Source organism: Micromonospora sp. NPDC092111, assembly GCF_044755745.1.
Lineage (GTDB): Bacteria > Actinomycetota > Actinomycetes > Mycobacteriales > Micromonosporaceae > Micromonospora.
The window spans coordinates 513,517-537,476 of sequence record NZ_JBIVRQ010000002.1 but is presented as its reverse complement, the minus strand read 5'-3'; the positions used below and the strand labels follow the sequence as shown (position 1 = coordinate 537,476).

Genomic DNA, 23,960 nt, shown 5'->3' with positions numbered 1-23,960 from the left:
CGACCCCAAGCCGTTCGTCTGGACCAGAACCGCCGACGAGATCCTGAACAACCTCGCCACATACTGCGGCCGAATTAACGACTCAGGACACTAGCTGCGGAATGTTCTCGCTGATCTCCGACCTAGCCCACCCCTCCGGGTCATGGGCTCCAAGCTCCTCGAACCTCTCCGCAAGCGACACAGCAGAATCGCGGACATCCGGCGGCAGAGTCGCCAACCACTCACCCCATGTCGGCCAGAAAGTCACTACGTGATCATGCCTTCGCCTCGTCTGAGAGCCAACCCCAGCACCGGCCAGCCGTGAACAGAGACGACGTGCCGGAAATCGACCGCTTCGGTGTGAAGGAACCACCAGCCGTCGTTGATCTGCGTCAACAGTAGGGTTGAGCTGCCTGAATAGTCCACCAGGGTCCATGGATGTCCTGCGCTGTCCGCGCCCGTCGTCACCCAGATGGTCACCCGGGGCTCCCCGTCAGACGTGGAGCGGAACCGCGATCTACTGTCTCGCCATCAGCCGCGACGCAGTCCGGGAACTGATCACAAGGCGTCTCAGGGTCTCATCGTTGTTCGCGTTTTGACAACCCACCAATAAGCCTTGTCGGCCAGCTGCGATGCCGACGTCGACCTCCATGGATGATCTCCATAAGTTGATCCAAGACTTTCTTTATTTCGACTATAACCTTCTTCAACCCAGCTTCCCGCTCGGATAAAGCCGCCTTGCCTCTTTCAGGGTCAAGCTGCCCACTCTCTTGCATGAAGCCAACAATGCGAACAATCGCGTAGACAAGAGAACCCACCGAAACTCGCACCCGAGGATCGGGATGCCCTCGCTCCAAACGAGTCATGCGCCAGAGAAGGCCACGGCTAGAAAAGATCTCATCAAACGCCTTCTTGAACTGCTCAGCGGAGAAGCCGCTCTGCGCATTCACTGCCGCCGTCAGGTGAATCATCACATACTCAAAGTCAGCAATGAGGTCGACCAGATCCTTATGCCACTCCCTTTGGTTCAGCCGATGATCCTCTGCACTCCGCTGTAGCGCTTGAAGAGCAGAAAGGATGATGGCTCCTACCAACGTAAGCGCAGCACCTACGGCCGCAGTGGTCAACTGTTCACGGGTCACGTGGACATCTTGGCCTGGCAGATCAAGTGTTGATAGCAGACAACCAAGAGCTGGCACCCATCCCGTCTGCCGTCGACCCGCCCACTGGGGAGCGGGCCGCCGCCCGGCCCGCCACGTCAAGACGGCCTTGACGCCCGTACGGACGCTGGCGGGTCGGGCGGTGGTCTGCTCGGCTCGCCCGGGTCGACGGCGGGCGGGATGGCTCCCACCGCCACCACCCACGGACCGCAAGCCGCCGACGGACCCCCCGCCATCCTGGAGCCGGAGCGCCCCCGCCGGAGGCGCAGTAACCGCCACCCCATCACCCAGCCGGCAGCCGCCCACGGACACGGCGTGCGCTCCCCTACGCCGCGCGGTGCTCGCCGCGCGGCCCGGCTGGCTGCCGGCCCACCACCCCACCCGGAAACGGCCTGTCGTCATCCGGCGGCCCACCGGGCTACCCGCCCTCCGCGCCAGCCCGCCGGGCGTGTTGCGTGGCCGGAGTCGGAGCGCCAGCGGAGCGACGGACGCGCGCCCAGGCGGCGGCGCGTGCGGCCCGCTCAGGGCCGCCTTGATAGATGTACAGAAAGTCCTCCCACCCCCGGCCGGCAGTCGGTGTCCTCCGTCGGCTGGATGTACGACACCCGGCCGCCACCTGTTTGGACGCCTCAGCGCGCTGATCGCGGCACATCCAGCCAATCGGTCGAGGGCCTGCGCGTCGTGCTGTGCTGCATCCCGGGCAGACTGAAGGCCATGGGGCATGGCGTGCACGAGGACGCTGAGGTCGTGAACTACGGCGACTGTGGTGGGGCTGAAGAATGAATAGCTGGTGGAGCGACTCTACTGACCAGCTCGCGGTCTGCTCGCGCAGTGCCATGGTGGAACTCGCTGCTGTGCTACCGGCAACGGGCAGGTTTGTCGTTGCCCATCTTGACGGAACGAGGATGACGGATGCGGACCACGCCCTCTACGAGTTCTCCGACGCGCTCCTCTTTCCTGCCTACTTTGGCTGGAACTGGGCCGCATTGTCTGACTGTCTCCGTGATCTGAACTGGTTACCGGCGGACGGGTACCTGATCGTGGTCGAGAACGCGCCCAAGCTGCTGTCGAGCAGTGTCGAGGATCGGCACACGTTATTCCGAATCCTGTATCAAGCCGTTCGTCACTGGGCGAGCCCGCTCGGCCAGCCGGAGGGCAAGGGCACTCCGTTCAAGGTGTTGCTGCTGTGCGACCGTGATGAGGAGGCGGCGCTGTTGCGGCAGAAAATTGCCTCCGCAGTTCATAAGATGCGGTGAACCGTTGATGCTCGTGACCGTCGGTCGGATCGCCTCCGGCGGGCTCACGGCGGGTTGACGTGTCGGTACGCGGTGCTACTCTGGCCCACGTCGAGCACGTCAGCGCGGCCTTCCCGCCGGATCGCTGAACTCGACTTCGGAGTTGCCGAGCGGCCTTCCTGCCGCTGACGCGGGTCACGCCCCGCCGGCTCCCGATCGCACCGGCCACTGCGCCGGCCCGGAATCCACTGAGCGGCCCAGTACGGCCTTCCCGCCGTCCACGATGGCCCTCGGATTCGTGCACCTCGACGGGTGGGGATCGCCTGCGGCAACCACCGGAAGCCGACGACCAGGCACCCCACCCGTCCCAGCCTCACCCAGAACCCAGAACCCAGAACCCAGAACCCAGCTCAACGGCGGTCCAAGGCCGATAGCCAACCCCGCCCTCCGGCGTAAGCCGCCCTCTCCGGCGGTGCCAGGAGACACCACGAACACCATCGACGGACACCGCTCCGGCGTCCGGTGGCAGTTCGTCGCCGTGCCCTGCCACCCCTTTGAGGAGAGAACCGTGTCCACCCTCACCGCCGGCCGTGACGCCCAGGCCCTGCACCGCGCCGCCGCCCCGGACTACTTCGGCTGGCTGGAGCACACCCGCGCCGCCGGAGGCTGCACCCGCCCGATCCGCCTGGCCGGCACCCTCACCACCGTCGAACCCTGCACCGGCCGAGTCCTGGCCGAGCGGCACACCGACGAACTGCCCGACCGGACGCTGTACAAGGCGTGCGGCAACCGCCGTGCCGCCCAGTGCCCCGACTGCGCCTGGGTCTACGCCGGTGACGCCTTCCAGGTCGTCCGCTGCGGCATGACCGGCGGCAAGACCATCCCCACCACCGTCACCGCGCACCCGGTCGTCTTCGCCACCTTCACCGCCCCATCCTTCGGCCCGGTCCACCACCGGCACATCCCCCGACACACCTGTGCCCACCGGCGACGCTGCGACTGCCGTCCCGCACCCTGCCGCGCCCGGAGCACCGCCGGCACCTGCCCACACGGGCAGCCCGCGGCCTGCTTCGCTCGCCACGACGCCGACGATCCGCAGCTCGGTCGGCCGCTCTGCCTGGACTGCTACGACCACGACCACCAGGTCATCTGGAACCACTCCTCGGGCGAGCTGTGGCGGCGCACAAAACAGGCCATCGAACGCCACCTCACCGCCGTGTGCCGCCGACGCGGCATCCCCCACGTCCAGGTCGTCACCGACTCCGGCCGGGTCCGGCGGGTGCCTCCGGTGCGGGTGTCCCACGGCAAGGTCGCCGAGATGCAGCGCCGGGGCGCGGTGCACTTCCACGTCCTGCTGCGCCTCGACGGCGTCGACCCCCACGACCGGCACGCCCTGGTGCCGCCACCGGCCGGCATCACCGTCGACGACCTCGACGCCGCCGTCCACGCCGCCACCCAACAGATCACCGTCACCACCCCGCCGCACCCCGACCGCCCGCACGGCTGGCCGATCGCCTGGGGCGAGCAGATCCACGTACGCCGCATCAGCACCAGCGACGGCGACGTGACCGACGCCAAGGTGGCCGCCTACCTCGCCAAGTACGCCACCAAGTCCACCGAGGTCACCGGCCACTGCTCCACCCGACTCACCCCGGACACCGTCGACGCCTACGCCGACCCGGAAGGCGACCACCTCGCCCGCCTCATCGACGCCTGCTGGCGACTCGGCCGCCCCACCCGGCACCACACCACCCCGACAGCCGGGAAGACGAAAGACCGTCAAGGCGACCTTGACCCCACACCCAACGTTTACGCCGGGCTGCGCCGATGGGCACACATGCTCGGCTACGGCGGCCACTTCCTCACCAAGGCCCGCCGCTACTCGGTCACCTTCGGCCTGCTCCGCGACACCCGCGCCGCCTACCGCCGCACCGAGCACACCGGCACCGCCGACAGCGACGACACCGCAGGCACGGTCACCGTGGGCACGCTGGCCTTCGTCGGCTCCGGCTGGCTGACCGACGGGGACGCCCTGCTCGCCAACACCGCCGCCGCCCAACGCCGGGAACGCCAACGCGTCGGCCGGGAAGAACTCGCCCACGAGGCGTGGTCGGGGGTGGCGGCGTGACCCGGCACCTCACCCCGCGCTGGTACTCCCCGGCCGAGGTCGCCGTCCTGCTCGGCTTCGGCCTGTCCAAGGTCAAGATGAAGATCGCCACCGGGGAGCTGCGCTCCATCAAGGACGGCAAGTATCGCCGCGTCCTGCCCGAGTGGGTCGACGAGTACGTCCGCGAGCAGGTCCAGCGGCAGGAGGCCGCCTGATGTCCGCCCGCACCCGCGCCAACGGCGAAGGCTCGATCTTCCCGTACCGCAACGGCTTCGCCGCGTACGTCTGGGTCACCAAGCCCGACGGGAAGCGGACCCGCAAGTATGTCTACGGCCCTACCCGGGAGGTCGTCCACGACAAGTGGACCAAGCTGCACCAGCAGGCCAAGGCCGGGCCGGTCGCTACCCGGGTGCCGACCCCCGGTGACTATCTGACCTACTGGCACCGGGAGGTCGTGCGCCCCAACCTCGCGCCGCTGACCTGCGCCACCTACGAGACGATCCTCCGGCTGTACGTGATCCCCGGCCTCGGCGGGAAGCGGCTCGACCGGCTCCAGGTGCGCGACGTGCAGACCTGGATCAACGAGGTGGCCCGCGCCTGCCAGTGCTGCGCCCAGGACAAGGCGGCGCTGCTGCGCGCTCGGCCGATGCTGCGGTGACGTGCCGTCCGCCCGCACCGTGAAGGACATCCGGGGTGTACTGCGCTCGGCGCTCAACCACGCCGCCACCGAGGAGTTGGTCACCCGCAACGCCGCCGCCCTGGTCAAGCTCCCACCGGTCCGCCGACGCAGGGGCCGGGCGTGGACCAGCGACGAGGCGCGTCGGTTCCTGGAGTCCGCGCGGGCCGACCGTGATCCGCTCTATGCCGCGTACGTGCTGATCCTGGTCCTCGGCCTGCGCAAGGGTGAGGTGCTCGGCCTCACCGGGGATGCCGTCGACCTGGCGGCGGGGGAGTTGTCGATCGGCTGGCAGTTGCAGCGGGTCGGCGGGCAACTGCTGCACCGGGAGACCAAGACGCAGACCTCGGACGCCACCCTCCCGCTGCCGGACATCTGTGCGGCGGCGCAGGTGCTCCGGCATGCCGAGGTGTCGGTGACGATGGAGATCTATTCGCAGGCGTCCTCGGACGCCACCCGCGACGCCCTCAAGCGGCTGGGCGAGAGCCTGCGGTGACCCGCTGCTGTACTTCACTGCTGTACAGAAGCACTAGAGGGCACATCCATGGATCGGATGTGCCCTCTGACCTCTGTCGGGGTGGCCGGATTCGAACCGACGACCTCTTCGTCCCGAACGAAGCGCGCTACCAAGCTGCGCCACACCCCGAGGCGTGCCGACAAATAGTAGCCCACCCGCCCCGATGGTCAAACTCGGTACCCCCTCGCGCCGGCTCCGCACCGGCGGTCAGGGATCTTGGCAGCGAGGGGCCCCTCCGGGGGCCGTTCACCACCAGGATTCAGATGCCACCCCACCCACCACGGGCCGGGTGGGGTCAGCGGGGGATGAGGGTCAGCACGCTCGCCTCCGGGGGGCAGGCGAAGCGCACCGGGGCGGTCGGGTGGGTGCCCAGGCCGGCGGAGACGTGCAGCCAGGAGTCGGAGCCGGGCCAGCGGTGCAGGCCCTTCGCCATCGACCGGGGCAGCCCGCAGTTGGTCACCAGGGCGCCGTAGCCCGGTACGCAGACCTGACCGCCGTGGGTGTGTCCGGCCAGCAGCAGGCCGAAGCCGTCGGCGGACATCTCGTCGAGCAGGGCCGGCTCGGGCGAGTGGGTCAGCGCGATCGCCAGGTCGGCGGTGGGGGCGACCGGCCCGGCGACGGCCGGGTAGTCGTCCTGCCCGATGTGCGGGTCGTCGACGCCGACCAGTTCGATCAGGCGACCGCCGGCCTTGACCGAGGTGCGGGCGTTGTTGAGGTCCGCCCAGCCGGCCCCGGTGAGGACGTCGCGCAGCTCCGCGTACGGCAGCGTCGCGCCCTCGGTGTACTCCCGGTTGGGCAGGAAGTAGGTGAACGGGTTCTTCCAGACCGGGCCGGTGTAGTCGTTGGAGCCGAAGACGAACGCGCCCGGGTAGTCGAGCAGCGGTTGCAGGGCCCGCAGCACCCCCGGCACGGCGTCCGGGTGGGCCATGTTGTCCCCGGTGACCACCACCAGGTCGGGGTCGAGGGCGGCCAGCGACGCCACCCACTGCTGCTTGCGCCGCTGGTCGGGCATCATGTGCAGGTCCGACAGGTGCAGCACGCGCAGCGGCTCGGCGTCGGCGGGCAGCACCGGCACGTCGTACCGGCGCAGGGTGAACATGTTGCGTTCGACGAGTGACGCGTACGCCAGGGTGGCCGCGCCCGCGGCGACCGTCCCGGCGGCGAGGCCGAATAGTGTGCGCTTTCGCATGTCGACCAGGGTAGTTTGACCGTTCATGAGCACGCTGAAGGACCGCCTGACCGCAGACATGCGCGCCGCCCTGAAGGCACGCGACGAGCTGACCACCTCCACGCTGCGGATGGCCCTCGCGGCCGTCGGCAACGCCGAGGTCGCCGGCAAGGCCAAGCGCGAGCTCACCGACGACGAGGTGCTCGCGGTGCTGTCCAAGGAGGCGAAGAAGCGGCGCGAGGCCGCCACCGCCTTCGCTGACGCCGGTCGCGCCGAGCAGGCCGGCAAGGAGACCGCCGAGGGGGAGGTGCTGGACCGTTACCTGCCGAAGCAGCTCTCCGCGGAGGAGCTGACCGAGCTGGTCGCGGGGGCGCTCGCCGCCGGCGGCTTCACCGGCAAGGCGCAGATGGGCCCGGCGATGAAGGCGGCCCAGACCGCGGTGGCCGGCCAGGCCGAGGGGGGCCGGGTGGCCGCCGAGGTACGCCGACAGCTCGGCCTCTGACCGCCCCGGCCACGGGCCCCGGTCGACCCGGCGGGCGCGAAAACGGGCGGGCATCCCTCGCAGGGTGCCCGCCCGTCGTCGTCGGAGACGTCAGTTGCGGCCCGGGGGGCGACCCGGCGGGTTGCCGGGGTTGCCGGGGGTGTTGGTGGTGCCGGGGGTGCTGCCGCCGCCGCTGCTCACCTCGATGGTGACCACGCCGCCCTTGATGGTGCGACCGTTGGGGCTGGTGCCGGCGACCGAGCCGGCCTGGCAGTCCGAGGCGACCTTGTTGTCGGAGACGACGACGTCGAAGCCGGCGTCCTTGAGCTTGGCCCGGGCGCTGTCCACCGACTGGCACTTCACGTTCGGGATGGAACGCTGGTCACCGTTGATGATCTTTCCGCTGGGCGCGGTGAACTCGACTCCGGGCTTGCCCTTCATCGCGTCCCGCAGCGTCTCGTAGACCGCCGGGTTGATGCCGGTGGGCTCGTCGTGACCCATCTGCTGGCTGGTCTGCGCCCAGTCCGGGTCGGCCATGATGCCGGCGACCGCGAACTGCTTGGTCATCGCGACCAGGGACGAGGTCTTCTCGCTGTCGGTGGTGCCGGACTTGCCGGCCACCGGCTTGCCGACGATGTTGCGGACGTTGCGCGCGGTGGCGCCGGCGCACCTGGAGACCGACGAGCGGTCACCGACCGGGCAGCGGGCCGCGTCCACGGCGGCCCGGGCCACCTCGGTGCTGATCCGCTGCTCGCAGCGCGGGTTGGCGATGTCGAGCTTGTTGCCCTCCGGGTCCTTGATCTGCTGCACCGGGATCGGCTCGCAGTACTTGCCGTCCGCCGCCAGGGTGGCGTAGGCGTTCGCGAGTTCCAGCGGGGTGGTCGACGAGACGCCCAGGGTGAAGGCACCCCACTGGTTGGCGCCGCCCTCCTTGGTGGCCCGGCGGGCGTCGTCGCTGCTGCGGAAGGTGATGCCGAGCTTCTGCGCCGCCTTGATCACGTTTTCCGCGCCGACCTGCTGCTCCAGCGGGACGAAGTAGGTGTTGACCGAGCTGCCGAAGGCGCTCCACATGTTGTGTACGCCGGCCATGCTCGGGTTGGCGTTCTTCGGGCAGTAGAAGTGCGTGCCCGGGCAGGCGGCCGGCGAGTTCTGCTCGACGATGTAGTCCGACTTGAAGACCGCCGGTGAGTTGATCGTGTAGCCGAGCGGGATGCCCTTCTCCAGGGCGGCCACCATGGTGAACATCTTGAACGTCGAGCCGGCCTGGTAGCCGGCGATGCCCTGGCCGCCGCTGAGCAGCGGGTTCACCGTGTTGGGGTAGTTGCCCCGGATTTTCTTCCTGGCCTTCTTTGGGTCGCTGGAGTACTTGTTCTGCGGCTTTCGCGGATCGTCGATCTTGAAGTTCCGGTTGACCGAGAGGGCGCGTACCCGGCCGGTGCCCGGCTCGATCGCGGCGACCATCCGGGCGGCCTTGCTGTTCACCCCGAGGTTCTTGCGGACCGCCCGGTCGGCGCCGTTCTGCGCCTGCACGTCCAGGGTGGTGATGATGGTGTAGCCGCCGCTCTTGAGCCGCCGCTCCCGGTCGTACGTGGTGGAGCCGAAGGTCTCCTGCCCGAGCCACCAGCGGTAGAAGTAGTCGCAGAAGAAGCCCCAGTCCTTCTGGTTGGTGGCGACGCAGCCGTTCGGGGTGCGCTTGTCCTTCACCACCAGCTTGACCGCCTTGGCGGTGTCCGCCTCCTGGCGGGTGATGGAGTTGATCTTGACCATGTTCTCGATGACGTAGTTGCGCCGGTCGAGGGCGAGCGGGTAGCCGCTGCGGGTGGTCGGGTCGTTGGTGGTCGGCGCCTTGACCATGCCGGCCAGCAGCGCCGCCTCCTCGATCTTCAGGTTCTTCGGGGACTTGCCGAAGTACACCTGGCTGGCGGCGTAGACGCCGTACGCGCCGTTGCCGAAGGAGGCGATGTTCAGGTAGCGCTCCAGGATCTCGTCCTTGGAGAACTCCTTGTCGATCTGGAGGGCGTAGCGCATCTCGCGGAGCTTGCGGGCGCTGGTGTCCTCGGTCGCGGCGACCACGTCGGCCGGGTGGGTGGCCGAGTACGCGATGGCCAGCCGGACGTACTGCATGGTCAGCGTCGACGCGCCCTGCTGGGACGCGGTGCCGGACTGGTTGTTGACGAAGGCCCGGGCGACGCCGTTGAGGTCCACGCCGTTGTGCTTGTAGAAGTCGTGGTCCTCGGCGGCGACGATCGCCTTCTGCATGAAGGGCGAGATGTCGGCGAGCTTGACGTCCCGCCGGTTCTCGTCGTACATGGTCGCCAGCGGGGTCTTGCCGTCGGAGGCGAGCAGGTAGCTGATCTGCGGCGCGCGGGCCACCGTCAGCTCCTTCGGCAGCGCGCCGAAGGTCTCGGCGCCGGCCTTGGCGGCCAGTCCGGACATCGCCACCGCGGGGAAGGCCGCCGCCGCGACGACCACGCCGGCCAGCAGGCCACAGACAAGCAGCGATGCGGCGTTGGTGAAGACATTGTGGTCACGTTTCCGCATCCAGGTCACCTCGACAGGGTACGCGAGTAGGGAACGAGGGGCGCTGGGGCGTTCTTTCCCCATTTCCTGCGTGCGCCGACCTCGTTGTGCTAAACGCACGACCCCCGGTGCGAGGTTGCGTGTGACCCGCGCCGAGTCTCCACCGATCGGTGGAGCCCGCGCAGCGTTTTCACGTACTCCGACGGGGTAAGCGGCGAGCGAAGGCCCGGGAAGCCGGGAGTGTCCGGAATGATGGATTTCGCCGACAACGTTGCGTAATCAGGCGACTACAGAGCATGATGGTGGCGGCGACAGGGCCACACGTCGTCCGTGCCTCCTTGGGGAAGGAACGGGCCGGACGACCAGGGGGAATTGACGGCTGGTCGCACGAGGTCGGTAGGTACTGCAAGGGGGGACGTGTACAGATGGGCATGATCACTGACTGGCCGTCGCTGGCGGCGTGTCAGAACGGGGACCCGGACGCGTTGTTCGTACAGGGCGCCGAACAGAACGTGGCGAAGAGGATCTGCCGGAGCTGCCCAGTTCGGTACGAGTGCCTGGCCGACGCGCTCGACAACCGCATCGAGTTCGGCGTGTGGGGCGGCATGACCGAACGCGAACGTCGGGCACTGCTGCGTCGTCACCCGCAGGTGACGAGCTGGCGCAAGATGTTCGAGGCCGCCATGAAGAAGAACGCCAAGGACAAGGCGGGCAAGGACAAGATCCTGGTCACCGCCGCCGGTTGACGCCGGTCACGGCCGGCCGATCGCCGCGCCGATCGTCCGCAGCCCGTCGACGTCGTGCACGTCGGCGGGCTGCGCCGTCACCGACACCGTCGGCACCGCCGGGAACGCCTCGGTGAACCGCTGCGCCACCAGCCGTTCGCGGACCGCCTGCTGGGCCAGGGCCGCGTGCGCGCGCAGCACCTCGACCGCGGTGTCGTGACCACCCAGCCCGGCCAGTCGGTCGGCCGCCGCCAGGCTCTCGGCCGCGTCCAGCGCCACGGTGGGCCGGTGCACCCGGTTGAGCACCAGCCCGGCCAGCGGCATCCGCTCCTCGCGCAACCGCCCGGCGAAGTAGGCCGCCTCCCGGACCGCGTCCGGCTCCGGGGCCGCCACCAGCAGGAACGCCGTCTCCCGGGCCTGCAGGATCCGGTACGTCTGCTCGGCCCGCTGGCGGAAGCCGCCGAACATCGAGTCCAGCGCGGCGACGAAACCGGAGAGATCGGTGAGCAGTTGCGCGCCGAGCACCTTCTGCACCACCTTGGAGAACATGCCGAAGCTGGCGGTGACGAAGCTGAACATGCTCCGCCCCCCGCTGCGCGCCGGGGCGAGCAGCAACCGCAGCATCCGGCCGTCCAGGAAGCGGGAGAGCCGGGCCGGGGCGTCCAGGAAGTCCAGCGCGGAACGGGACGGCGGGGTGTCCACCACGATCAGGTCCCACTCGCCCCGGGCGTGCAACTGGCCCAGCTTCTCCATCGCCATGTACTCCTGGGTACCGGCGAAGGTGGAGCTCATGGCCTGGTAGAACGGGTTGGCGAAGATCTCCGCCGCCTTCGCCGGGTCGGTGTGCTGGAGCACCACGTCGTCGAAGGTGCGCTTCATGTCCAGCATCATGGCGTGCAGCTCGCCGCCGCTGGCCTCGACGTCGATCCCCTTCACCCGGCGCGGGGTGTTGTCCAGCTCGGTCAGGCCGAGCGACTGGGCCAGCCGGCGGGCCGGGTCGATGGTGAGCACCACCGTCCGCCGGCCGTGCCGCTCGGCCGCCCGCAGCGCCAGCGCCGCCGCGGTGGTCGTCTTGCCCACCCCGCCGGCGCCGCAGCACACCACGATCCGGACGCCGGGGTCGGCGAGGATCTGGTCGACGTCCAGCGGAGGCGCCGGGTCTTCGGAAGGCACCAATCGAGCGTATCGGGCCGGTGGGGTCCGTGCGCCCGTGCCGAGGTGAGGTGTGCGTCAATCCGCCCGGTGGAGGCGCGCGGCGAAGGCTTCCAGGCCGGCCCGGTCCACCCCGTCGGGCAGCAGCGGCAGCTCGGTCAGGGGCAGCCCCAGCTCGACCAGGTCGGTGCGGAGCGAGTCCTCCAGCTCGCGCCGGACCTGCTGGTCCCGCGCCTCGTCGGCCAGCCCGGCCACGGTGGCGGCGTCGGTCGGCAGCCCGGCGGCGGCCAGCCCGCGCCTCAGCTCCGCCCGGGTCACCCCCCGGCCGGTGGGCACCGGCGGCCGGGCCGCGTTGACGATCACCCGGCCCACCGGGAAGCCGAGCTGGGTCAGCTCGGCGATCGCGTCCACCGTCTCCTGGACCGGCATCTCCTCCAGCAGCGTCACCACGTGCACCGCGGTCATCGGCGAACGCAGCAACGCCGAGACCCCCTCGCTCTGGGTCTTGATCGGGCCGACCTTGGCCAGCCGGGCGGTCTCGGCGGTGACGTTGAGGAAACGGCCGATCCGACCGGTCGGCGGGGCGTCCAGCACCACCGCGTCGTACGTCCGGCGCTGGCCGGTGGTGCGGGTGGTGGCCTCCTTGACCTTGCCGGTGAGCAGCACGTCCCGCAGGCCGGGGGCGATCGTGGTGGCGAAGTCGATGGCGCCGAGCTTGCGCAGCGCCCGGCCGGCCGCGCCGAGCTTGTAGAACATGTCGAGGTACTCCAGCAGCGCCTCCTCGGCGTCCACCGCCAGGGCGCGCACCTCGCCGCCGCCCGGGGCGGCGGCGAGGTGGCGCTCCTCGTACGGCAGTGGCTCGGTGCCGAAGAGCTGGGCGATGCCCTGCCGCCCCTCCACCTCGACGAGCAGGGTGCGCCGGCCGCCGGTGGCCAGGGCGAGCGCCAGCGCCGCCGCCACGCTGGTCTTGCCGGTGCCGCCCTTGCCGGTCACCACGTGCAGGCGGGCCGGCCAACCGGTACCGGCCGGGTCGGCCGGCCGCTCAGCTACTCGCACCCGTCGAGCCTAACCATCCCGTCGGCTCAGCCGACCTCGCAGACCCACCAACCCGTCTTCCGCACCACGGTGAACCGCAGCGACTGTTCGGCGATCTTCTCGTCGGCGGTGGTCATGACGAGCTTGGTGCTCACCGTGGCCCGGTCGCCGGTCTGGTTGTCGACGGTCGGGCTGGACCAGCGGAAGCGCGGGTTGGCGTAGGTGGCGGCGTGCTTCCGTACCTCGGCGACCTTGGCGTCGATCTTCTTCCGGTCGCGGGCCTCGGCGCAGACGAAGGCCGCCGCCTTGCCCGCGTCCCGATCCTGGTAGACGGCGGTGAGGAAGCCGTCCACCGCCACCGTGGGCTCCTTGGCGCCCGGTCCGTCCTCGGTGTCGCGCAGCGCCAGGAAGGCGACCGTCCCACCGCCGCCGCAGAGCAGGAGGGCCGCGGCCAGCGAGAGCGAGGCGATCAGCAGTCCCCGCCGACGCGGCGCGGCGGGCGCCTGGTACGCCGGGTAGGCCGGTGGTGGCGGCGGGATCGCGGCGGGCCCCGGTGTGCCGGGGGAGGTGGGCCCGGCCGGGTCGGGTTGGTCTGGCCGCGACGCCGGGACGCCCGGCGATCCGCTCGCGCCACCGAACGGTGGTTGGGTCATGTGGTCCCCCGGGGGATGGGGCGTCCTCGCCGCCCCTGGCGAAGACGCGGGTACGGGCGCGGCGGGCGACCCCTGATCGCCCGTCCGAGGCGCAAGGGTAGCGGTCGATGGGCTGCCCGTGTCGGACCGCTCACGACCTGCTGTCCCGTGCGGTCGCCTTCCGGACCAGTCATGTGTCGCATATGTGACTCGACGTGATCGGGCGTGCGCGTCCCGTTGTCCCGCCCCGGGGTGCGGTCCTACGTTCGTCCCGGTGTGGGGACCGGGTGGGGCGGGGTGTCCGACCCGGACGGCGGTCATTCACAGCACAAGGCCCGGAGGCAGTACATGCGCGACGCGGACAACATCGCCCGAGCCCAGTTCACTCCCGGCGACCGGTCGAGGCGGGCCGGGTCGCCCGGCGACGGGGAACGGCCGGTCGGCGGGCTGCCGATCAACGAGCGGTCGTACCGGCGCTGCGCCGAGCCGTCCGAGGTACTGCGGATGCTCAGCCGCCCCGGCGAGCGGGGCCGGGACGACGAGGAGCCCGGCTACGTCATCCACCTGCCGATCCGGGTGGCCGACCTGGCCGCGGCGACCGCGCTGGCCGGCACAGTGGCCACCTCGCTGGGCTTCCTGGCCGAGCTGGACGCCGGCGAGACCACCGTCTCCACCGCCGACGACCAGAACAACCGGCACCGGGTCTTCTGCGACCTGCTGCTGCCGGACCGGTCCCGCTGCCCCCAGGCGTACGACCACGAGGGGCCGTGCGGTGAGGTGCCGGCCGCACCGGAGCAGCGTCCCGCACCCCGGCCGTCGCCCGGACCGTAGGCTGTCGGCGGAACAGTCCACGTCAGGCAAGGGAGCCTTTCACCGATGCAGAAGTGGGAATACGCCACGGTCCCGCTGCTGGTCCACGCGACCAAGCAGATCCTCGACAACTGGGGCGAGGACGGTTGGGAACTCGTCGCCGTGGTCCCCGGCCCGAACCCGGACCAGCTCGTCGCGTACCTCAAGCGTCCGAAGGGCTGAAGGGCCGCGGGATGAGCAACGGACCCCACGCCAAACTCGCCGAACTCGGCCTGGCCCTGCCCGCCGTGGTCCCCCCGGTGGCCAGCTACGTCCCGGCGGTGCAGTCCGGCCAGCACGTCTACGTCTCCGGCCAGCTCCCGATGGCCGAGGGCAAGCTGCTCGCCACCGGTCAGGTCGGCGCGGGCGTCTCGCCCGAGCAGGCCAAGGACCTCGCCGAGCGGTGCGCGCTGAACGCCCTCGCCGCGGTCGACGCGCTGGTCGGCCTGGAGAACGTCGTCAAGATCGTGAAGCTGACCGGCTTCGTGGCCTCGGCGCCCGGCTTCCACGGCCAGCCCGCCGTGATCAACGGAGCCTCGGACCTGCTCGGTGCCGTCTTCGGTGAGGCCGGCCGGCACGCCCGCTCCGCCGTCGGCGTGGCCGAGCTGCCGCTGGACGCCCCGGTCGAGGTCGAACTGATCGTCGAGGTCGCCTGACCCGACCGCCGCCCCCCGCGATCGTGCCCGAGCGGCCTGGCCGAAAGCCGTGAACGGCCACAAACCAGGGACCGGATCCGCAAGATCGCGGGGAGTGGCGGGCGGGGTCGTACGATCGCAGCCATGACCGGGCATGTGACGGCACCGCCGGCCGCGCTGGCCGACCGGCTGCCGGACTGGGTGACGTTGCTGCGTGCGCCCAACCCCGGGCCGATGACCCTCGACGGCACCAACACCTGGCTGCTGCGGGCCGGCCCGGACGCGCCGGCCGTGGTGATCGACCCCGGCCCGGCCGACGAGGGGCACCTGGCCCGGATCGCCGCCCTCGGGCCGGTCGGCTGCGTGCTGGTCACCCACGGGCACCCCGACCACACCGAGGGATCGGCCCGCCTCGCCGCGCTGCTGGGCGGGGTGGCCGTACGGGCCGCCGACCCGGCCCACACCATCGGCGGCCCGGCGCTGACCCCGGACACGCCGCCGACGGCCACCGGCCTCACCCTCCGGCTCGTGCCCACCCCCGGCCACACCGCCGACTCCGTCTGCCTGGTCGCCGAGCGCGGCACCGAGCGGGTGGTGTTGACCGGGGACACCATCCTCGGCCGGGGCACCACCGTCGTCGCCCACCCCGACGGCCACCTGGGCGACTACCTGACCAGCCTGGAACTGCTCTCGACGTACCGGGGGATCCCGGCGCTGCCCGGGCACGGACCGGCGCTGGCCGACTGCGGCGCGGCGGCCGACTTCTACCTGGCCCACCGCCGCGCCCGGCTCGACCAGGTGCGGGCCGCCGTCGCCGAGGGCCTCACCACCGCCCCCGACGTGGTGGCGAGGGTCTACGCGGACGTCGACCGGTCGCTGTGGTGGGCGGCCGAATGGTCGGTCCGGGCCCAACTGGAGTACCTCGGGGTGGAGCAGCCGTGACCTGTCCGGTCTGCGGCACGCTCGCCGTCCCGGGCGCGCGGTTCTGCCACAACTGCGGGGCGGCGCTGCCGGCCGCGGCGACCCTGCCGACCGCCGAACGGCGGGTGGTCACCGTGCTCTTCGGCGACCTCTCCGACTTCACCTCCTGGTCGGAGGACCTCGACCCGGAACGGGTCGGCGCGGTCACCGACCGGGTGCTGGCCGCCCTGGCCGGTGCGGTCAAGACCTTCGGCGGGCACGTCGACAAGCTCACCGGCGACGGGATCATGGCGGTCTTCGGCGCCCCGGTCGCCCACGAGGACGACGCCGAACGGGCCGTCCGGGCCGCCCTGTCCATGCAGCGCGCGGTCCGCCGGGTCCTCGACGACGAACGCGGCGGCGGTGCCCCGCTCGGCCTGCGGGTCGGCCTGAACACCGGGGACGTGATCGCCGGCATCCAGGCCGCCATCGAGTACACGGTCATCGGCGACACGGTGAACACCGCCGCCCGGCTGGCCGACGCCGCCGCCGTCGGCGCTATCTACGCCGGCGCGCGCACCTCCGCCGCCACCCGGCACGTCGCCTCCTGGCGGGCGCTGCGCCCGCTGCGGCTCAAGGGCAAGCGCGAGCCGGTCGAGGCGTACGAGCTGCTGGGCCTGCTGGACGCGCCCGGCACCCGGTCGGGGCTCGGCGACGAGGCGCCCTTCGTCGGGCGGGAGACCGAGATCGGCCGGGTGGCCGGCCGGCTCGCCGAGGTGATCGACCGGGCCGAGCCCCGGGTGCTGCTGATGACCGCCGAGGCGGGGATCGGCAAGTCCCGGTTCGCCGCCGAGGTGGAACGCCTCGCCGCCGGGTACGACGTCGGCGCGGGCCGGTACGCCGCCCACAGCGGAGCCCGGGTGCTCTCCGTACGCTGCGCCGCCTTCGGCGAGCGGCGTCGGCTGGCGCCGCTGGCCGACCTGGTCCGGGCCGCCGTCGGCCTGCCCAACGACACCGCCACCGCGCTCACCCGCCCGGCCGTGGAGGAGCGGCTGCGCCGCCTCGGCCAGCGGCTCGGCCGGCTGCGCACCGATCCCGCCCCGGTCGCCGGCGACCAGCTACTGGCCCTGCTCGGGTACGCCGAACTGCCCGCCGGGGGCGCGGCCGACCAGGGCGAGTGGGGCACCGCCCAGCCCGCCGCCGACGCCGAGGCGGTCCCGAACGCGGTGGCCGACCTGCTCAGCGCGCTCGCCGCCGAGGCGCCGCTGGTGATCGTCGTCGACGACCTGCACGACGCGACCGCCGAGACGATCAGCGCGCTCGGGTCGACCCTGTCCCGGCTCACCGGCCCGGTGCTGGTGATGCTGCTGGGCCGCCCGGAACTGGTCCGTACCGCGGGGGCGCTGACCCGGGTCGCCGACGCCGAGGTGCACGCGCTGCCGCCGCTGCGCGGAGCGGACGCCTCCCGGCTGCTCACCAACTACCTCGGCGGCGGCCGGCTGCCGCAACCGGACGCCGACCGGCTGCTGGCCACCGCCCAGGGCAATCCGTTCTACCTCGCCGAACTGGTCACCCTGCTGCGCGAGCGGGGTGCGCTGACGGCCGGCCCGGACGGCGGCTGGCGGTTGGTGCCCGGTTCGCTGGGCAGCCGGCTGCTCTCCCGCGACCTCGCCGCCGTGCTCGCCGCCCGGATCGACGCGCTCCCGCCGGACGCCCGTTCGGCGTTGCGGGACGCCGCCGTGGTCGGCGACACCGTGCCCAGCGGGGCCCTGGAGGCGCTGCGCGAGCAGCGCGCCGAGCTGGCCGGTCGGCCGGCCGCGGTGGCCGCCGTCGAGCTGGAGCGGGCCGTCGAGGAGCTGCTGCAACGCCGAATGCTGCACCGCACCCGGACCGGCTACGCCTTCGCCACCCCGCTGATGCGGGAGGCCGCCTACGTCGGGGTGAGCAAGGCCGAGCTGGCCGAACGGCACGCCGCGCTGGCCCGCTGGGCCAGCCCCGTCGCGGACGGCCCGGCGGTCAGCCCGCCCGGCGGCTTCTCCGACGCGGCCCGGGACGACTTCGTCGCCGAGCACGTCGAGCGGGCCGCCACCCTCGCCGACGCGGTGAAGCTCCGGCCGGACGCGCCCGCCCGTACGGTCGCCCCGCTGGGCGTGGCCGCGCTGGGCCGGGCCGCCCGTCGGGCGTTGCAGGCCGGCGAGCCGGCGCTGGCCGTCGAGTACGCCGAACGCGCCGCCGAGCTGGCCCGCGACGGGGTGCCCGCGGTCGACCGGGTGGTGCACGCCCGGGCGCTGCTCCAGGTCGGGCGGCCGGGCGACGCGCTCGCCTTCGCCGAGAAGATCGCCGCCAACGCCGGTGACGACGCGGGCACCCGGGCCAGTGCCCTGCTGCTCGCCGGGCAGGCCCACCAGACCCTGGGCGACCAGGGCCGAGCGGCGGCCTGCTGGCAGGAGGCGTTGCAGGTGGCCACCGCCGGGGAGCTGACCAACCTGCGCGCCTCGGCCATGCGCCGGCTCGGGATGGCCGACTTCATCGCCGGCCGGCTGGGTCAGGCGAGCAGCCGGCTGGCCGCGTCGTACCAGGTCAGCCTCGCCACGAAGGACCTCCGGGGGCAGGCCTGGTCGTTGCAGAACCTGGCCTGGGTGACCACCACCCGGGGCGACTTCGCCGGCACCGACGCGGTGCTCGGCCGGGCCGCCCGGCTCTTCGCCGAGCTGAAGGACCCGTACGGTCGGGCCTGGCTGCGCGGCACCACCGCGTTCGCCCGGCTGCTCGCCGGCCGGTTGCGGGAGGCCCGCCTGCTGGCCCGGGTCTTCCTGCCGTTCGGCGAGCGGGTCGGCGAGGCGTGGGCGGTGGGCACGTTGCGGGCGGTCGACGCGTTCGCGGGCGCCGAGTTGGGTGAGGTGGCCGAGGCGGACCGGGAGGCGCGTCGGGCGTACCGGGACTTCGCCGCGGTCTCCGACGACTGGGGGCGGGGGTTCGCCCTGGTCGTCCGGGGTGTGGTGGCGCGTGGCCTGGGCGAGCCGGAGCACGCCGCCGATCTGCTCACCGACGCCCTCGCGTACGCCGGTCGCACCTCGCACCCGCTGCTCACCGGGATGGCCGGCACGCTGCGCGGCTTCGTCGCGCTGGACCTGGGTGACTGGAAGGCCGCCGAGCGGGACGCGCGGGCGGTGCTGACCACGGTGGAGCCGCACAACCCGCAGGCACCGGCCCAGGCCGCGCCCCGGGTGCTGCTGGCCACCGCCCGGCTCGCCGCCGGGGACCCGGCCACCGCGGTCGGGTTGCTCGCCCCGGTGGCGACGACCGCGGCGCACGCGCCCCCGCTGCTCTTCTCCCGCCGCCAGACGTTGGCCCGGTACGCCTCCGCCCTGCTCGCCCACGGCCAGCTCGAACAGGCGCTGGACTGGGCCCGGCGGGCGGTGGCCGCCCCGGCGGAGGACGTCCGCAGTCAGGTGGTCGGGGAGTGCGTGCTGGCCGAGGCGCTGGCTGCCGGCGGTCGGCCGGTCGAGGCGCTGGCCAGCGCGGAGGAGGCGGTCCGGCTGGCGTACGCCACCGAGCAGCGCAGCGAGCGGTCCGCCGCCGACGCCCTGCGGACCCGGCTGGCCGCCGCCGGCTGAGGCCCGCCGGCGGCAGCTCTGGCGATTCCGGGGATGTGCGCGGCGGTGGGGACGGTTAGCGTGTCACTTCACGCGGTCGTCCCCGGTGGCGGTCGTGCTGTCGGGTGGGAGGACAGATGAGGCTGCCGCGTTCCGGTGCCGGCTGGACGATTGCGGTCTTCGGCGTGCTGGCGGTGCTGCTCGGTGCGCTCGGGCTGGTGTGGCCGGAGGCGCAGCTCCGGATGCTCGGGTTCGAGGTGCCCGAGACCCGGGCGGCCGGCGACTACACCGGCACGTTCCTCACCGCGTCGTCGATGGCCTCGTTCAACATGGGCGTCTACTACCTGCTGGCGGTGGCCACCGAGTGGCGGGCGTTCTACCGGTTCACCGTGTTCTTCCGGCTGGTCACCTTCACCGTCTTCACCCTCACCGTGCTGGCCGACGTCGCGCCGGACCGGTTCATCGGGGTGGCCCTCTGGGAGGGGGTGGGCGCGGTGGCCACCGCCGTCGGGCTGTGGTGGGACGCCCGCCGTACGACCACCCCGGGATCCGGGTCCGACGCGACCACCGCCCGCCCCGCCGAAGGTTCGGCGAATGCCCAGGCCAGTGGCCCGGTTGCGGGTGCCGGGGCCAGGTCGGCCGGGGCCGGACCGGTGTCCGCCGCCGGTACGGACCGCTGAGCGCCCCGGCGGAACGGGTATTTTCGAAGCCGTGACCGAGACCCCGCCCGGCAGTTTCCGGCTGCCCATCGTGCCCGGTCTGACCGATCTGCAGGTCTTTGCCCGAGGCGGGTACGCCACCGTCTACCGGGCCACCCAGATCTCGGTGGGGCGGGAGGTCGCCGTCAAGGTGGAGAACCGCACCCTGGACAGCGAGCGGGACCAGGCCCGGTTCCTGCGGGAGGCGCGGGCGGCCGGCCGGATGTCGTCCCACCCGCACGTGGTGGATCTCTTCGACGTCGGGGTGACCGTCGACCAGCACCCCTACCTGATCATGGAGCTGTGCGACGGCTCGTACGCCGAACGGATGCGGACCTCGCCGCTGGGCGCGTCCGAGACCCGGGACCTCGGCATCAAGATCGCCGACGCGTTGGCCCACTCGCACGCGGCCGGGGTGCTGCACCGCGACGTCAAGCCGGCCAACATCCTCCACTCGCACTTCAACCCGGCGGTGCTGGCCGACTTCGGGCTGGCGGTGCTGGCCGAGGTGCGGGACGCCTCGGTCACCCTGGAGGTGCTCACCCCGGCGTACGCCCCGCCGGAGATGTTCAGCCACAGCCCGCCCTCGCCCGCCGTCGACGTGTACGCCCTCTGCGCCACCCTCTACGCGGTGATGACCGGACGGCCCCCGCGCTGGCAGTCCGAGCGCAACCCGAGCCTGGTCACCGTGCTGGAGATGTTCCACCAGCCGATCCCGGACCTGCCCGGGGTGCCGACCGAACTGGTCGACGTGCTCCGCGCCGGGATGTCCAACGATCCCGCCGCCCGGCCCTCGGCGATCGAACTGCGCGACCTGCTCACCGCGCTGCCCCTCGACCCGGCTCCCGCCCCGGTGAGCGGCGCGCCGGTCTCCGGCGTCCCGGTCAGCGGCGGGCCGGCCACCGGTGGGCCGTACCAGATCGGCCGGACCACCGGCCAGCCCGGCCCGCGCCCGCCGGTCCAGGACGACCACCCGACCGTGCCGCACAGCGTGCGACGGCGGCGGCGTTGGTTCCTCGGCGGTGCCGGGGTGCTGGCCCTGGCGGCCTCGGCGAGCGCCGGTGCCTGGGTCGCCGGTGGCGCGCCGCCGGTGGCCGCGCCGACGCCGACCCCGTCCACCATCGGCTCGTCCTCGCCGGCCGCCCGCTGGGGCACCCTGCCCGGCTGCGCGGCGGACGGGACGGCCGCGACCCTGCCGGCGGGCGCGCGCTGCGCCCCCGCCCTGGAGTGCTTTGGCCCGGTGCGGCTGCGCGGCGACCGGGCGGAGGCCGCCCAGGTCTCCTGCGAGGGCCGGCACACCTGGGAGACGTACGTCGAGGGCCAGTTGCCCACCGCGCTGACCGGTGCCGGCCACGCCGCGATCAGCACCGACCTGACGGTCCGGTCGGTGTGCAATTCGCGGACCTTCCGGTTGACCAGCGGGATCGACTACACCAACGGGTGGCACCTGGAGGTGCTGCCGCCCGGCGACCCGGATCTCGACCGGACGTACCGCTGCCTGGCCGGCCGGGGGGTGGACGCCCTGGTCGGGCCCACCCTCACTGGTCGCTGACCTCGCGCATCCGGCTCAGCCGGGCCAGCACCGCCGCGCTGTCCAGCGCGTCCAGGGTGTCCGCGTCGAGGAACGGCTCGGCGTCCGGTTGACCCGGCGGTGCCGACCCGGCCGGCTCTTCCCGGCCACCGCGTTCGCGGAGCGCGGCCACCGCGGTGCCGGCCACCGTCGCGAAGAGGAGGCCGAGCAGCGCCAGCCCCACCGTCAGGATGCCGGCGGGGTGGTGGACGGCCAGGGCCAGCAGCACCGCGCCTGCCGCGAGCGCCGCGACCACCGCCACGGTCCGCGCGTCCGGCCTCAGGATCTTCCTCACCCGACAAGCATGGCTGCGCCCGGCCCGCTGTCAATCGGGCATGGCGCTGGGTAGACCGACGGGTATCCGACGGTGTCCGCCCGATTGGTGGGGTTTTGCGGGACCCGTCGGGTGGGTCGGATTTTTTAGAGTGACGGACGTCGAGGTTTTTCCTCGGCACGTCCCGTCCCCCACCGGAAGGATCCACATGCCACGGAGAACCCGGTCCCTGACCGCGGCAGGAATCGCCGGCCTCGTCCTCGCCGGATCGGCGGTCGCCCCGGCCACCGCCGCGCCCACCGCTCCGCACGCCCGGCCGGCCAGCTCGGACCGCACCAGCATCGCCGAGGCCCGGCGCGTCGACAGTGTCCCGACGCCGAAGCTCGACTGGTACGCCTGCTACGGCTACGCCGAGTGCGCCACCGTCCGGCTGCCGCTGGACTACGACAGGCCGAAGGGCGCGACCACCGAGATCGCCCTGCTCCGGGTCAAGGCCCGCGACCAGCAGGCCCGGATCGGCAGCCTCTTCCTCAACCCGGGCGGCCCGGGCGGCTCCGGCACGGACATCGCCCTCGCCGCGCCCTACTTCCTCGGTGACGACCTGCTCGACCGCTTCGACATCGTCGGTGTCGACCCGCGCGGGGTCGCCGCCAGCGACAACGTCAGGTGCTTCCCGTCGGTGAAGGAGCAGACCCGGGCGTACGCCGGCCTGAACGTCGCCTTCCCGTGGACGAAGGACGAGGAGAAGGCGTACCTGAAGTCGTCGAAGGCGGTCGGCACGGCGTGCTCCACCACCGGTCGGCCGCTGACCGGGGCGATGTCCACCGCCGAGGTCGCCCGGGACATGGACGTGCTGCGCCGGGCGGTGGGCGACAAGAAGCTCAGCTACCTCGGCTTCAGCTACGGCACCGCGCTCGGCCAGTACTACGCCACCATGTTCCCGGACCGGTTCCGCGCGCTGGTCGTCGACGGCGTGCTCAACCCCGAAGCCTGGGTCGGCCGGGGCCCGGCCCGCGACCAGCTCCAGGAGACCCGGCTACGCAGCGCCGACGGGGCGTACCGGGCGTTGCGCGAGATCCTGGTCCGGTGCGACAAGGCGGGCCCGCAGGCGTGCTCCCTCGCCGCCGGTGACCCGGTCGCCTCGTACGAACTGGTGGCGCAGCGGCTCCGGAAGAAGCCGGTGGTGATCGACGACCCGGACGCCGGCCCCTTCACCGTCAGCTACGCCGACTTCGTCGGTGCCAGTCTCAGCTCGCTCTACAGCCCGGACGGCTGGCAGTCGATCGTGGCCATCACCGAACAGCTGCTGGCCGCCACCGACCCGGGGTCGGTGTCGCCGGCCCGCCTCGCCGAGGCCCGCAGGGCGCTCGGCCAGCGCGCCACCCAGGCCCGTGAGCAGCAGCGACGGTACGACTTCCCGTACAACAACGGGCTGGAGACCTTCCTCGGCGTCGACTGCACCGACGCGTACCACCCGAAGAAGCTCGCGGACTGGCCGGCGCTCAGCGCCCAGGAGGACCGGCGGGCACCGTACTTCGGGCGGGCCTGGGCCTGGGCCACCGCCCCCTGCGCCCGGGACGCCTGGACGGTCCGCGACTCCGACGCCTGGACCGGACCGTTCGACCGCCGGACCGCCGCGCCGGTGCTGGTGGTCGGCAACTACTGGGACCCGGCCACCAACTACCAGGGCGCGGTGACCTCGGCGAAGCTGCTGCCGAACAGTCGGCTGCTCAGCAGCGACAACTGGGGCCACACCGCGTACGGGACGTCGGCGTGCGCGACCGACGCGGTGGACGCGTACCTGCTCCGGGGGGTGCTGCCGGCGAAGGGCACCGTCTGCGTCGGAGACGAACAGCCCTTCGTCGAGACGCCGGAGGCCGCCGGACGGGTCGACGCGGCCAAGTCCGCGCTGGCCGCCGAGGGGCTGCCCGCCCGGGGCGAGCCGAAGCGGCTCCCGCCGGTCGTCGCGCCGCTGCCCGTGGTGGGCTCGCTGACCGTCCGCTGAACCGACTCCGGGGTACGACGGGCGCTCGGGACGCCCGTCGTACCCC

General features: G+C 72.4%; 22 protein-coding genes, 1 tRNA gene and 1 pseudogene. 15 read left to right on the top strand and 9 right to left on the bottom strand.

Annotated features, from left to right (window positions below; all coding sequences use genetic code 11):
* Positions 1 to 246: 246 nt before the first annotated feature.
* Both ACIQG9_RS08525 and ACIQG9_RS08520 read right to left on the bottom strand, forming a co-directional pair.
* On the bottom strand, positions 247 to 459 hold the full coding sequence (locus ACIQG9_RS08525) for a hypothetical protein (protein ID WP_400399263.1): 213 nt from the start codon (positions 457 to 459) through the stop codon (positions 247 to 249).
* Between the two features lie 98 nt (positions 460 to 557).
* Positions 558 to 1,121: a hypothetical protein gene (locus ACIQG9_RS08520; protein WP_400399261.1), complete on the bottom strand. Its 564-nt coding sequence runs from the start codon at positions 1,119 to 1,121 to the stop codon at positions 558 to 560.
* Positions 1,122 to 1,733: 612 nt separating this feature from the next.
* Between ACIQG9_RS08520 and ACIQG9_RS08515 the strand changes: the two genes are divergently transcribed.
* The 5 genes and pseudogenes from ACIQG9_RS08515 (at position 1,734) to xerC (ending at position 5,653) form a co-directional block, all read left to right on the top strand.
* Entirely contained in the window at positions 1,734 to 1,922 is a 189-nt protein-coding gene (locus tag ACIQG9_RS08515; protein ID WP_400399259.1) for a hypothetical protein, read from the top strand.
* A complete protein-coding gene (locus ACIQG9_RS08510) occupies positions 1,919 to 2,395 on the top strand; it encodes a barstar family protein (protein WP_400399257.1) in 477 nt (158 codons plus the stop codon). The genes ACIQG9_RS08515 and ACIQG9_RS08510 overlap by 4 nt, the downstream gene beginning before the upstream one ends.
* A gap of 547 nt (positions 2,396 to 2,942) precedes the next feature.
* On the top strand, positions 2,943 to 4,502 hold the full coding sequence (locus ACIQG9_RS08505) for a replication initiator (RefSeq protein WP_400399255.1): 1,560 nt from the start codon (positions 2,943 to 2,945) through the stop codon (positions 4,500 to 4,502).
* Positions 4,499 to 4,696 carry an excisionase family DNA-binding protein gene (locus ACIQG9_RS08500; protein WP_026269772.1) on the top strand — a complete coding sequence of 66 codons (198 nt, stop codon included), beginning with the start codon at positions 4,499 to 4,501 and terminating at the stop codon, positions 4,694 to 4,696. Before ACIQG9_RS08505 ends, ACIQG9_RS08500 begins: the two co-directional genes overlap by 4 nt.
* Positions 4,696 to 5,653, top strand: a pseudogene (gene xerC / locus ACIQG9_RS08495) (tyrosine recombinase XerC). Before ACIQG9_RS08500 ends, xerC begins: the two are co-directional and overlap by 1 nt.
* Positions 5,654 to 5,729: 76 nt before the next feature.
* Here xerC and ACIQG9_RS08490 read toward each other — a convergent pair.
* Positions 5,730 to 5,803: transfer RNA gene (locus ACIQG9_RS08490), tRNA-Pro, on the bottom strand.
* Between the two features lie 166 nt (positions 5,804 to 5,969).
* Complete coding sequence (locus ACIQG9_RS08485; RefSeq protein WP_400399253.1) at positions 5,970 to 6,863, bottom strand: metallophosphoesterase; 894 nt, start codon at positions 6,861 to 6,863, stop codon at positions 5,970 to 5,972.
* Between the two features lie 25 nt (positions 6,864 to 6,888).
* Between ACIQG9_RS08485 and ACIQG9_RS08480 the strand changes: the two genes are divergently transcribed.
* The gene (locus ACIQG9_RS08480) at positions 6,889 to 7,344 is read left to right on the top strand and encodes a GatB/YqeY domain-containing protein (RefSeq protein ID WP_400399251.1); all 456 of its coding nucleotides are present in this window, start codon (positions 6,889 to 6,891) and stop codon (positions 7,342 to 7,344) included.
* Between the two features lie 90 nt (positions 7,345 to 7,434).
* Here ACIQG9_RS08480 and ACIQG9_RS08475 read toward each other — a convergent pair whose 3' ends face one another.
* Entirely contained in the window at positions 7,435 to 9,864 is a 2,430-nt protein-coding gene (locus tag ACIQG9_RS08475; protein ID WP_400399249.1) for a penicillin-binding protein, read from the bottom strand.
* Positions 9,865 to 10,268: 404 nt separating this feature from the next.
* Between ACIQG9_RS08475 and ACIQG9_RS08470 the strand changes: the two genes are divergently transcribed.
* The gene (locus tag ACIQG9_RS08470) at positions 10,269 to 10,589 is read left to right on the top strand and encodes a WhiB family transcriptional regulator (protein ID WP_319460489.1); all 321 of its coding nucleotides are present in this window, start codon (positions 10,269 to 10,271) and stop codon (positions 10,587 to 10,589) included.
* Between the two features lie 6 nt (positions 10,590 to 10,595).
* Here the strand turns inward: ACIQG9_RS08470 and ACIQG9_RS08465 are convergent, their stop codons facing one another.
* From ACIQG9_RS08465 to ACIQG9_RS08455, 3 genes are read right to left on the bottom strand one after another with little or no spacing between them, the layout of a single operon-like run.
* A complete protein-coding gene (locus ACIQG9_RS08465; protein ID WP_400399246.1) occupies positions 10,596 to 11,744 on the bottom strand; it encodes an ArsA family ATPase in 1,149 nt (382 codons plus the stop codon).
* A 54-nt stretch (positions 11,745 to 11,798) separates the two neighbouring features.
* Entirely contained in the window at positions 11,799 to 12,776 is a 978-nt protein-coding gene (locus ACIQG9_RS08460; protein WP_400399245.1) for an ArsA-related P-loop ATPase, read from the bottom strand.
* A 26-nt stretch (positions 12,777 to 12,802) separates the two neighbouring features.
* Positions 12,803 to 13,408: a hypothetical protein gene (locus tag ACIQG9_RS08455; RefSeq protein ID WP_400399243.1), complete on the bottom strand. Its 606-nt coding sequence runs from the start codon at positions 13,406 to 13,408 to the stop codon at positions 12,803 to 12,805.
* A 327-nt stretch (positions 13,409 to 13,735) separates the two neighbouring features.
* On the opposite strand from ACIQG9_RS08455, the gene ACIQG9_RS08450 reads away from it, so the two are divergent.
* From ACIQG9_RS08450 to ACIQG9_RS08420, 7 genes are all read left to right on the top strand, one after another.
* Positions 13,736 to 14,218, top strand: coding sequence for a hypothetical protein (locus ACIQG9_RS08450; RefSeq protein ID WP_400399242.1), 483 nt, complete (start codon positions 13,736 to 13,738; stop codon positions 14,216 to 14,218).
* A 45-nt stretch (positions 14,219 to 14,263) separates the two neighbouring features.
* Positions 14,264 to 14,419 carry a hypothetical protein gene (locus tag ACIQG9_RS08445; protein ID WP_088959894.1) on the top strand — a complete coding sequence of 52 codons (156 nt, stop codon included), beginning with the start codon at positions 14,264 to 14,266 and terminating at the stop codon, positions 14,417 to 14,419.
* An 11-nt stretch (positions 14,420 to 14,430) separates the two neighbouring features.
* Entirely contained in the window at positions 14,431 to 14,892 is a 462-nt protein-coding gene (locus tag ACIQG9_RS08440; RefSeq protein WP_400399240.1) for a RidA family protein, read from the top strand.
* Between the two features lie 123 nt (positions 14,893 to 15,015).
* Positions 15,016 to 15,813 carry an MBL fold metallo-hydrolase gene (locus ACIQG9_RS08435; protein ID WP_400399238.1) on the top strand — a complete coding sequence of 266 codons (798 nt, stop codon included), beginning with the start codon at positions 15,016 to 15,018 and terminating at the stop codon, positions 15,811 to 15,813.
* The gene (locus ACIQG9_RS08430) at positions 15,810 to 19,388 is read left to right on the top strand and encodes an adenylate/guanylate cyclase domain-containing protein (RefSeq protein ID WP_400399236.1); all 3,579 of its coding nucleotides are present in this window, start codon (positions 15,810 to 15,812) and stop codon (positions 19,386 to 19,388) included. The genes ACIQG9_RS08435 and ACIQG9_RS08430 overlap by 4 nt, the downstream gene beginning before the upstream one ends.
* A 116-nt stretch (positions 19,389 to 19,504) precedes the next feature.
* Positions 19,505 to 20,047 (top strand): hypothetical protein, encoded by a 543-nt coding sequence (locus tag ACIQG9_RS08425; protein ID WP_400399234.1) that lies wholly within the window; start codon positions 19,505 to 19,507, stop codon positions 20,045 to 20,047.
* A gap of 31 nt (positions 20,048 to 20,078) precedes the next feature.
* Positions 20,079 to 21,617, top strand: a complete 1,539-nt coding sequence (locus ACIQG9_RS08420; protein ID WP_400399231.1) for a serine/threonine-protein kinase — start codon at positions 20,079 to 20,081, stop codon at positions 21,615 to 21,617.
* On the opposite strand, the gene ACIQG9_RS08415 is transcribed toward ACIQG9_RS08420, so the two are convergent.
* A complete protein-coding gene (locus tag ACIQG9_RS08415) occupies positions 21,604 to 21,930 on the bottom strand; it encodes a hypothetical protein (protein WP_400399229.1) in 327 nt (108 codons plus the stop codon). The genes ACIQG9_RS08420 and ACIQG9_RS08415 overlap by 14 nt on opposite strands.
* Before the next feature lie 187 nt (positions 21,931 to 22,117).
* Between ACIQG9_RS08415 and ACIQG9_RS08410 the strand changes: the two genes are divergently transcribed.
* Positions 22,118 to 23,914: an alpha/beta hydrolase gene (locus tag ACIQG9_RS08410; protein ID WP_400399227.1), complete on the top strand. Its 1,797-nt coding sequence runs from the start codon at positions 22,118 to 22,120 to the stop codon at positions 23,912 to 23,914.
* Positions 23,915 to 23,960 lie beyond the last annotated feature (46 nt).